We start from the raw sequence: 9,480 nt of genomic DNA, 5'->3' as shown, positions 1-9,480 counted from the left end.
CCCACAGGGGTTGTGCTGAGCCCTGTGGGAGCGGGCGTGCCCGCGAAGAGGCCAGCAGCCCCGAAACAGATCAGCGCTTGTTGGCGAGCAGGTACAGGCCTACGGCCAGACCCACGGCGCACAGGCCTGCTACATAATAGGCAGGCGCCATCGGGCTTACTTTCAGCAGCGCGGTCACCACCATTGGCGTCAAGCCACCGAAAATCGCGTAGGCCACGTTGTACGAGAACGACAGCCCACTGAAGCGCACCGCCGCCGGGAATGCCTTGACCATCACATAAGGCACCGCGCCGATCACACCCACGCACAGGCCGGTCAGCGCATACAGCGGGAACAGCAGCTCGGGCCGGGTTGGCAGGCTATGGTAGAAGGTCCAGGAACTGGCCAGCAGCAGCAGGCTGCCGATCACGAACACCCGCCCCGCCCCAAAGCGGTCGGCCAGGCTGCCGGCGCCGATGCAGCCAAAGCTGAGCAGCACGATGGCCATGCTGTTGGCCTTGAGCGAGTCGATCGGGCTGATGTGGTAGAAGCTCTGCAGCAGCGCAGGGGTCATCAGGATAACCACCACGATACCGGCCGACAGCATCCAGGTCAGCAGCATCGACAGGATGATCGGGCCGCGGTGGTCGCGCAGCACGGCGCGCAGCGGCAGCTCCTCGGCCAGCGCCTTGCGTTGCTGCATTTCGGCAAACACCGGGGTTTCGTGCAGCCAGCGGCGCAGGTACACCGAGAACAGGCCGAACACACCGCCGAGCAGGAACGGGATACGCCAGGCGTAATCGGCCACTTCGTCGGCGCTGTACACGCTGTTGATCAAGGTCGCCACCAGCGAGCCCAGCAGAATGCCCGCCGTCAGGCCTGCGGTCAGGGTACCGCATGCGTAGCCGGTGTTGCGCGCCGGTACGTGCTCAGAGACGAACACCCAGGCGCCCGGCACCTCGCCACCAATCGCCGCGCCCTGGATCACCCGCATCAGCAGCAGCAGGATCGGCGCCCACATGCCGATTTGTGCGTATGTTGGCAGCAGGCCCATGATCAGGGTCGGCAGGGCCATCATGAAGATGCTCAGGGTAAACATCTTCTTGCGTCCAAGCAGGTCACCAAAGTGGGCCATGATGATGCCCCCCAGCGGCCGCGCCAGGTAGCCAGCGGCGAAGATGCCGAACGTTTGCATCAGGCGCAGCCACTCGGGCATGTCGGCCGGGAAGAACAGCTTGCCAACCACCGTGGCGAAGAACACGAAGATGATGAAGTCGTAGAACTCCAGTGCGCCACCCAGGGCGGACAGCGAGAGTGTTTTGTAGTCACTGCGGGTCAGCGGCCGCGGAGGCTGCTCGATACTGCTCGGCACGGAAGTCATCGATCGTTGTTCTCTTGTAGGGCATGCAGGCCGCTTGGCACGCGGCTTCTGGATTGGGAGACAGGCGAAGATAGCAAATTGCCGAGCCGCGCCGAAAGCGATACAAAATCCATACAGATATTCATGAATGCGCGGTCGTCGCTGGCAGTTATGCCCTATATACTGCTGATTCGTAGGAAAAGGTTGTTGCCCGCGTGGGATGTTGTGCGAAAACGCCGGTCTTTATGTCAGACGGTTTCGCAGAGTTTCCCTACGGCCGTCCAGCGAAACGAAATCGGCGTAGTATGTTTCAAGCTGAATCGTTTACCCGGCCTTCGCGCCACACCAACGAAAAGCGTCACGGGTCAGAGGCCCCATCGCATGATTGAGCTCGAACAAGAAGATCCAATCCCGCAAGGCGACCTGGCCTTGCAAATCACCGCACTCCCGCGCGAAACCAACGGGTTTGGCGACATCTTCGGCGGCTGGCTGGTTGCCCAGATGGACTTGGCCGGCACCGCCATGGCCAGCCGCGTCGCCGGTGGCCGCGTGGCGACCGTGGCCATTGAACGCATGGCCTTCCTGGTACCCGTCGCAGTGGGCGCACAGCTGTCGTTCTATACCCAGACCCTGGAAATCGGCCGCAGCTCGATTCAGATGATGGTCGAAGTGTGGAGCGACGACCCGCTGTCCAGTGAATGGCGCAAGGTTACCGAAGCGGCATTCGTCTTCGTCGCCATCGACGGCAGTGGCCGCACCCGTTCCGTGCCTCGTCGCTGAGCCACGCGGGCGGTAAACTCATTGCATGTGCCCGGGTCCAAGGCCCACTGGCTATCAATGAGATGAACGCAATGGCTACCTTTCAGGTCGTAACCGAGCAACATGGCGAACTCAATTGCTGGCGTATCAGCAGCGATCGCGCCGAACTCCTGATCGCCCAGCAGGGCGCACAGATCCTCAGCTACCAGCGGGTCGGCGAGCCGCCGCTGCTGTGGCTGAGCGACCAGGCCATCTTCCGCCACGGCAAGTCGGTACGCGCCGGTGTGCCGGTGTGCTGGCCGTGGTTCGGCAACCTGCAGCGCAACCCCCAGGCCGTTCAGGCCATGTACCACGGCGAGCAGGCGCCTGCTCACGGGCTTGCGCGCTCGCGTGACTGGCAGCTGCTGGGTATCGAGGAAGCGGGCAACGGCCTGCGCATTGAATTCCAATTGCCTGAAGCGCAGGGCGATCTACCCGGCTGGCCTCATGAGGTCGAGCTGAAGCTGGTGGTGGAGCTGGATGAGGCGCTAAAGCTGAACCTGACCAGCCGCAATATGGGCAATACCCCCGTTACCATCAGCCAGGCCTTGCACAGCTACTTCGCGGTCAGCGATGTGCGCCAGGCGCGGGTCGAAGGCGTCGAGGGCCTGGGCTATATCGAAACCCTTGCCGACTGGGAACAGCGGGAGCAGCAGGGCGCACTGGCGTTTGCCGGGGAAACTGACCGGATCTACCTCGCTACCCCACAGACCCTGAGCATTGTCGACCCGCACTGGAACCGGCGGATTACCTTGACCAGCAGTGGCTCGCGCTCGGCGGTGATCTGGAACCCCTGGACCGAGCGGGCCAAGGAGCTGGCGGACATGGCTGATGATGGCTGGCAGCGGATGCTGTGCATCGAGACAGCGAATGTGTGGAATGATCTGGTGGAATTGAAGCCTGGGGCGAGTCATTCGCTGGGTGTACAGATCGGTTGTGAAATGATCTGAGGCCTGCAATGTTTTTGCCGGCCTCTTCGCGGGCTTGCCCGCGAAGAGGCCGGGCCAGGTATCAGAGGTCTGCGTCTTCCACCACCCTCACCTTCCCCGCATCCAGCGCATAGGCCGCATCGGCCAGGTCATTGCTGACCTTTTCCACCTTCAGCTTGCCGCTGACCCACAGCGGTGTGTAGATGTCATCGATCTTCAACCCTTTCGGGTAGCGCACCAGCACCAGCTGGTTCGGCGGCGGTGGCGGCACATGGATGCACGCGCCCGGGTACGGCACCAGGAAGAACAGCGTGCTGTTGCCCTTGGCATCGCTTTCCAGCGGCACCGGGTAGCCACCCAGGCGAATGTCCTTGCCGTTCATGGCAGCCACGGTCTTGGTCGAATACATCACCGCTGGCAGGCCCTTGCTCTGCTTGAGCCCACCCTTGTCGGTAAAGGTGCCCATGGCTTCCGGCGAGTTGTGATCGATTTCGGGCATTTGCTCGAGCGCTTTCTGGTCCGACTTGGGCATAAGCTCCAGCCAGTCGGTTTCAGGCAGTTCGGCATGGGCCAGGGTACTGGCCAACAACAGGGGGACGAGAAAAAAGGCTCGCATGGCAATGCTCGGCAACTCGAATGAATTGCCGGGCATTTTAACCAGTATTCAGCGTTTCTTGATGAATCCGTAGATCACCAGAAGGACCACGGCACCGACCAGCGCGCCAAAGAAGCCCGCCGCCTGACCGGCCTGGTAGATGCCCAGTGCCTGGCCGCCATAGGTCGCCAGCAAGGAGCCGGCAATACCCAGCAGGATGGTCATGATCCAGCCCATGCTGTCGTCGCCCGGCTTGATGAAGCGGGCCAGCAGGCCGACGATGAGGCCGATAAAAATGGTTCCAATGATGCCCATGGCAATCCCTCTGCAGTGAATATGGAGCAAGCCAAAGCCTAGACGGGCTTTGGCTTGTTGCCATGTTCAGAGGGCAAGCCGCTTGCAGAAGTTCGATTTGTAGCCCGATCAGTTGCTGATCAGAGCCTCTACTTCGGCAATCTTGCGCTCAAGGGTGGCCATGTTATGGCAGCGCAACGTGGCGTGGCCAACCTTGCGGCCGACCTTGAAGGCCTTGCCGTAGTGGTGCAGGTGGCAGTCGCCGATGGCGACGACCTTGTCCACGGCCGGCACTTCACCGATGAAGTTGAGCATTGCGCTCTCGCCCACCTTGGCCGTCGAGCCCAGCGGCAGGCCAGCGACGGCGCGCAGGTGGTTCTCGAACTGGCTGCACTCGGCGCCTTCGATGGTCCAGTGCCCGGAGTTGTGCACGCGCGGGGCGATTTCGTTGGCCTTCAGGCCACCGTCAACTTCGAAGAACTCGAAGGCCATGACGCCAACGTAGTCCAGCTTCTGCAGCACACGGCCAACGTAGTCTTCGGCCAATGCCTGCAGCGGGTGCGCCTGGCTGGCCACCGACAGGCGCAGGATGCCGCTTTCGTGGGTGTTGTGCACCAGCGGGTAGAAGCGGGTTTCGCCATCACGGGCACGCACGGCCACCAGCGACACTTCGCCAGTGAACGGCACGAAGCCTTCCAGCAGGCACGGCACGCTACCCAGCTCGACGAAGGTGCCTACCACGTCTTCTGGCGTGCGCAGCACCTTCTGACCCTTGCCGTCGTAGCCCAGGGTGCGGGTTTTCAGCACGGCAGGCAGGCCGATGCTGGCCACTGCGGCGTCCAGGTCTGCCTGGGAAAGGATGTCGGCGAAGGCCGGGGTAGGAATACCCAGGTCGCGGAACATGCTCTTTTCGAACAAGCGGTCACGGGCGATGCGCAGCGCTTCGGCACTGGGGTAGACCGGCACGAACTGCGAGAGGAAAGCCACGGTCTCGGCCGGTACGCTTTCGAACTCGAAGGTGACCAGGTCGACTTCGTCGGCCAGCTGGCGCAGGTGGTCCTGGTCGCCATAGTCGGCACGTAGATGCTCGCCCAACGGCGCGGCACAGGCGTCCGGTGCCGGGTCGAGGAAGGCGAAGTTCATGCCCAGCGGGGTACCCGCCAGGGCCAGCATGCGGCCCAGCTGGCCGCCACCGATTACACCGATCTTCATGGGTTGAGCCTCAAGCCTGGCGCGGGTCTGGGTTGTCCAGCACAGTGTCGGTCTGTTCCGTGCGGAACTGCTTCAGTGCCGCGTGGTACTGCGGGTACTTGGCGCCCAGGATGCTGGCCGACAGCAGCGCAGCGTTGATCGCACCGGCGCGGCCGATGGCCAGCGTGGCAACCGGCACGCCGGCTGGCATCTGCACGATCGACAGCAGCGAATCGACGCCCGACAGCATCGACGACTGCACCGGCACACCCAGCACTGGCAGGTGGGTCTTGGCGGCGCACATGCCTGGCAGGTGGGCTGCGCCACCGGCACCGGCGATGATCACCTCGATGCCGCGGCCTTCGGCCTCCTCGGCATACTGGAACAGCAGATCCGGGGTGCGGTGGGCAGAAACCACCTTCACTTCGTAAGGAATGCCGAGTTTTTCCAGCATATCGGCGGTGTGGCTAAGGGTGGACCAATCGGACTTGGAGCCCATGATCACGCCAACCAGTGCACTCATCGTCGAGCCTCTTCGCTTGTGCGCCCGCGGGCGCGTCAAAAAACAACAAGCCACGCGGGACGACCGGCGTGGCTTGTTTGCTGATCAGGACCGGACGCATCCGGTCGAAAGGCCGCGCAGTATACCGTAAGGTGGTGCGTTTAAGGCACCCCGGCGACCAACTGTCGGGCCTTATTTTTCGGGGCTTTGGCTGACTTTTGGGTCAACCGCCGCCGCACCCTCGAGCTTGCGCCACAACAGCCTGACGTTGGCCTTGCGCACCAGGGCGCAGCGGTACAGGCGTATTTCCAGTGGCACATGCCACTGGCTGCCGCCGCAGACGGCCAGTTCGCCGCGCTCCAGCTCGCCACGCATCGACAGGCGCGGTACCCAGGCGATACCCATACCCTCCAGCGCCATGCTCTTGAGGCTGTCGGCCATGGCGGTTTCATAGACGGTGGTATAGCGCAGGTTGCGCTGGCGCAGCAGCAAATTGACCGAGCGGCCCAGAAATGCGCCAGCGGTATAGGCCAGCAACGGCACACTGCCCTCACCTTCCAGGTCGAACAACGGCTTGCCCTCGGCATCCACGGCACACACCGGCAACATTTCGGTGGTGCCCATGTGCAGTGAGGGGAAGATCTCGGCATCCATCTGCAGGGCCGCGTCCGGGTCATAGAAAGCCAGCATCAGGTCGCAGCCACCTTCGCGTAATGCATGCACGGCATCTCCGACGTTAGTCGCAACCAGGCGAGTGGCGATGTTCAAACCGTCGTTGCGCAACTGAGCAACCCAACGGGGGAAAAAACCCGACGCCAGGGAGTGTGCCGCAGCCACCTGCACCACCTCGCCCTGCCCGCCCTCAAGATGATGCAAATGGCGCAGAATTTCGCTCAACTGGTCGACAACCGTGCGTGCCGTGACCAGAAACAGCTGGCCGGCTTCAGTCAGTTCGATGGGCGTGCGGGAACGGTTCACCAGTTGCAGGCCCAATGCCGCTTCCAGGCTGCGAATGCGCCGGCTGAAGGCCGGTTGGGTGACAAAACGCCGCTCTGCCGCCTGTGAAAAACTGCGGGTAGCGGCGAGCGCGCTGAAATCTTCCAGCCATTTGCTTTCAAGGTTCACGAAGCACATCTCCCGGCGTGCACCAAAATGGAACACGCTCGAATGTCAATTGGCGTCACATGAAACACTATGCCGTTTGTGCATAGGTTAGCGTGCAACAGCATTGGCCGCAAAATCACCTTAAGGCCTAGGATTGGCGCCATTCCGGCATGTGCCGGGTCAACATCGAGATGATATACATCATGTCCTCCGCTGCATCGTTCCGCGTCGAAAAAGATCTGTTGGGTACCCTTGAAGTTCCTGCTGATGCCTACTACGGCATCCAGACACTGCGCGCTGCCAACAACTTCCACCTCTCCGGCGTTCCACTGTCGCACTACCCGAAACTGGTAGTCGGCCTGGCGATGGTCAAGCAGGCAGCTGCTGACGCGAACCGTGAGCTGGGGCACCTGAGCGATGCCAAGCACGCTGCGATCAGCGCAGCCTGCGCACGACTGATCAAGGGCGACTACCACGAACAGTTCGTGGTGGACATGATTCAAGGCGGTGCTGGTACTTCTACCAACATGAACGCCAACGAAGTCATCGCCAACATCGCGCTGGAGGCCATGGGTCACCAGAAGGGTGAGTACCAGTACCTGCACCCGAACAACGATGTGAACATGGCGCAGTCGACCAACGACGCCTACCCGACCGCTATCCGTCTGGGCCTGCTGCTGGGTCACGATGCCCTGCTGGCCAGCCTCGACAGCCTGATCCAGGCCTTCGCAGCCAAAGGTAAAGAGTTCGACCACGTACTGAAGATGGGCCGTACCCAGCTGCAGGACGCCGTGCCGATGACCCTGGGCCAGGAATTCCGCGCCTTCGCCACCACCATGACCGAAGACCTCAACCGTCTGCGTTCGCTGGCGCCTGAGCTGCTGACCGAAATCAACCTGGGTGGTACTGCCATCGGTACCGGCATCAACGCCGACCCGGGCTACCAGATGCTCGCGGTGCAACGCCTGGCAATCATCAGCGGTCAGCCGCTGGTACCGGCTGCCGACCTGATCGAAGCCACCTCCGACATGGGCGCCTTCGTGCTGTTCTCCGGCATGCTCAAGCGTACTGCCGTCAAGCTGTCGAAGATCTGCAACGACCTGCGCCTGCTGTCCAGCGGCCCTCGCACCGGCATCAACGAAATCAACCTGCCAGCGCGTCAGCCAGGCAGCTCGATCATGCCAGGCAAGGTCAACCCGGTTATCCCGGAAGCCGTTAACCAGGTGGCCTTCGCCATCATGGGCAACGACCTGGCCCTGACCGTCGCCGCCGAAGGTGGCCAACTGCAGCTGAACGTGATGGAACCGCTGATCGCCTACAAGATCTTCGACTCGATCCGCCTGCTGCAACGCGCCATGGACATGCTGCGCGAGCACTGCATCGTCGGCATCACTGCCAACGAACAGCGCTGCCGTGAACTGGTTGAGCACTCGATCGGCCTGGTCACCGCCCTGAACCCGTACATCGGCTACGAAAACGCCACCCGTATCGCCCGCGTTGCCCTGGAAACCGGCCGCGGCGTGCTGGAACTGGTGCGCGAAGAGAAGCTGCTGGACGAAGAGATGCTGAACGACATCCTGCGTCCGGAAAACATGATCGCTCCACGTCTGGTTCCGCTGAAGGCGTAACCCGACCGCTGCAAACAGTCTCACCAGGTTAAGGGACTAGACACCTCTCAACCTTTCAAGGCCCGAGCCAATGCTTCGGGCCTTTTTTTGTCTGATGGATTTGCCCGAACGCCCGGATATCGGCACACAACTTGCTCCATAATGCGTCCCAGCCCCACGGGATTACCCAGCATGCTGCACAGCCATCTGACTACCCTCAACGCCGTTTCGCTGATCCTCAACGTCTTTCAGGCAGAAGGTTGCGAGGCTTCGGCGCTGCTGGCCGGCAGCGGCATTGGCCCGGCAGACCTGGGGCACGCGGATGCGCGCATCACCACCCAGCAGGAATTGCAGGTGTGCGCCAACGCCGTGGCCCGGCGCGAGGACATCGGCCTGGAACTGGGCCGGCGCATGCATGTGTCGTGCTACGGCATGCTGGGTTACGCCCTGCTCTCCAGTGCCACTTTGGGTGACGCCTTGCGCCTGGCGCTGCAGTATCCGGCACTGCTGGGAACAGTCTTCAAGCTGCGCTTGCTCGACGATGGCCAGCGGGTCTGGTTCAGCGCCAGCGACTACCACGACAGCCCGGCACTGAGCGCTTTCAACGCCGAGTTCTGCCTGGTGTCGCTGAAAGTCATCTGCGATGACCTGCTTGGCCGCCCGTTGCCGTTGCTGGGGGCCCGTTTCGAGCACACTCGGCCCGGCTACCACGTGCGCTATGCCGATGCATTCCAGTGCCCGGTCGGTTTTGCCGCCGAAGACAATGCCTTTGCCTTCGAACGACGCTGGCTGGACACGCCGCTGCCGCTGGCCGACCCGATTACCCACAAAGCCATGAGCGAGCGCTGCCGGCGCCTGAACCTTGAGTTCACCGGCCGCCAGGCCTGGCTGGGGCGTATTCGTCAGCTGCTGACCCAGCAACTGGATGCCGCGCCTGGGCTGGAAGGCCTGGCACGGCAAATGAACTGCTCGTCGCGCACCTTGCGCCGGCATCTACAGGCGCTGGGCAGCAGTTATCAACAGCTGCTGGACGAGCTCAGGTTCGAGCGGGCCAAGCAGTTGCTGGCCGATGAGCAGATGCCCATCTACCGTATTGCCGAGACCTTGGGGTTCAGCGAGAC

General features: G+C 62.3%; 10 protein-coding genes. 4 read left to right on the top strand and 6 right to left on the bottom strand.

Annotation, left to right across the window (positions count from 1 at the left end; genetic code table 11):
* Nucleotides 1-70: 70 nt before the first annotated feature.
* Complete coding sequence (locus ACK1VC_RS03735) at nucleotides 71-1,360, bottom strand: MFS transporter (protein ID WP_060519715.1); 1,290 nt, start codon at nucleotides 1,358-1,360, stop codon at nucleotides 71-73.
* 360 nt (nucleotides 1,361-1,720) lie between these two features.
* Between ACK1VC_RS03735 and ACK1VC_RS03730 the strand changes: the two genes are divergently transcribed.
* The gene (locus tag ACK1VC_RS03730; protein ID WP_016489852.1) at nucleotides 1,721-2,119 is read left to right on the top strand and encodes an acyl-CoA thioesterase; all 399 of its coding nucleotides are present in this window, start codon (nucleotides 1,721-1,723) and stop codon (nucleotides 2,117-2,119) included.
* Nucleotides 2,120-2,190: 71 nt separating this feature from the next.
* On the top strand, nucleotides 2,191-3,087 hold the full coding sequence (locus ACK1VC_RS03725; protein ID WP_016489853.1) for a D-hexose-6-phosphate mutarotase: 897 nt from the start codon (nucleotides 2,191-2,193) through the stop codon (nucleotides 3,085-3,087).
* Nucleotides 3,088-3,148: 61 nt separating this feature from the next.
* Here ACK1VC_RS03725 and ACK1VC_RS03720 read toward each other — a convergent pair whose 3' ends face one another.
* From ACK1VC_RS03720 to ACK1VC_RS03700, 5 genes are all read right to left on the bottom strand, one after another.
* A complete protein-coding gene (locus ACK1VC_RS03720) occupies nucleotides 3,149-3,682 on the bottom strand; it encodes a DUF3299 domain-containing protein (protein WP_161775560.1) in 534 nt (177 codons plus the stop codon).
* A gap of 48 nt (nucleotides 3,683-3,730) precedes the next feature.
* The gene (locus ACK1VC_RS03715; protein ID WP_010955824.1) at nucleotides 3,731-3,976 is read right to left on the bottom strand and encodes a GlsB/YeaQ/YmgE family stress response membrane protein; all 246 of its coding nucleotides are present in this window, start codon (nucleotides 3,974-3,976) and stop codon (nucleotides 3,731-3,733) included.
* A 108-nt stretch (nucleotides 3,977-4,084) separates the two neighbouring features.
* Nucleotides 4,085-5,167 (bottom strand): 5-(carboxyamino)imidazole ribonucleotide synthase, encoded by a 1,083-nt coding sequence (locus ACK1VC_RS03710; protein ID WP_191087111.1) that lies wholly within the window; start codon nucleotides 5,165-5,167, stop codon nucleotides 4,085-4,087.
* 10 nt (nucleotides 5,168-5,177) lie between these two features.
* Nucleotides 5,178-5,669: a 5-(carboxyamino)imidazole ribonucleotide mutase gene (purE, locus tag ACK1VC_RS03705; RefSeq protein WP_016489856.1), complete on the bottom strand. Its 492-nt coding sequence runs from the start codon at nucleotides 5,667-5,669 to the stop codon at nucleotides 5,178-5,180.
* Nucleotides 5,670-5,840: 171 nt separating this feature from the next.
* The gene (locus ACK1VC_RS03700; protein WP_161775561.1) at nucleotides 5,841-6,773 is read right to left on the bottom strand and encodes a LysR substrate-binding domain-containing protein; all 933 of its coding nucleotides are present in this window, start codon (nucleotides 6,771-6,773) and stop codon (nucleotides 5,841-5,843) included.
* A 182-nt stretch (nucleotides 6,774-6,955) separates the two neighbouring features.
* On the opposite strand from ACK1VC_RS03700, the gene aspA reads away from it, so the two are divergent.
* Together aspA and ACK1VC_RS03690 are read left to right on the top strand one after the other, a co-directional pair.
* Nucleotides 6,956-8,380 (top strand): aspartate ammonia-lyase, encoded by a 1,425-nt coding sequence (gene aspA, locus ACK1VC_RS03695; protein WP_024717848.1) that lies wholly within the window; start codon nucleotides 6,956-6,958, stop codon nucleotides 8,378-8,380.
* Between the two features lie 171 nt (nucleotides 8,381-8,551).
* The coding region (locus ACK1VC_RS03690; protein WP_449117852.1) for an AraC family transcriptional regulator at nucleotides 8,552-9,480 on the top strand (929 nt) is incomplete at its 3' end.

This window comes from Pseudomonas sp. XP2 (assembly GCF_053557975.1).
Note: the sequence above shows the minus strand (reverse complement) of the source record. Positions and strands in the feature narration are given on the sequence as shown.

Bases quoted from the DNA above. Each gene is read 5' to 3' on its own strand.
- ACK1VC_RS03730 (WP_016489852.1), top strand. From the start codon at position 1,721: ATGATTGAGCTCGAACAAGAAGATCCAATCCCGCAAGGCGACCTGGCC.
- ACK1VC_RS03720 (WP_161775560.1), bottom strand. From the start codon at position 3,682: ATGCGAGCCTTTTTTCTCGTCCCCCTGTTGTTGGCCAGTACCCTGGCC.
- ACK1VC_RS03710 (WP_191087111.1), bottom strand. From the start codon at position 5,167: ATGAAGATCGGTGTAATCGGTGGCGGCCAGCTGGGCCGCATGCTGGCC.
- ACK1VC_RS03725 (WP_016489853.1), top strand. From the start codon at position 2,191: ATGGCTACCTTTCAGGTCGTAACCGAGCAACATGGCGAACTCAATTGC.
- aspA (WP_024717848.1), top strand. From the start codon at position 6,956: ATGTCCTCCGCTGCATCGTTCCGCGTCGAAAAAGATCTGTTGGGTACC.
- ACK1VC_RS03735 (WP_060519715.1), bottom strand. From the start codon at position 1,360: ATGACTTCCGTGCCGAGCAGTATCGAGCAGCCTCCGCGGCCGCTGACC.
- purE (WP_016489856.1), bottom strand. From the start codon at position 5,669: ATGAGTGCACTGGTTGGCGTGATCATGGGCTCCAAGTCCGATTGGTCC.
- ACK1VC_RS03715 (WP_010955824.1), bottom strand. From the start codon at position 3,976: ATGGGCATCATTGGAACCATTTTTATCGGCCTCATCGTCGGCCTGCTG.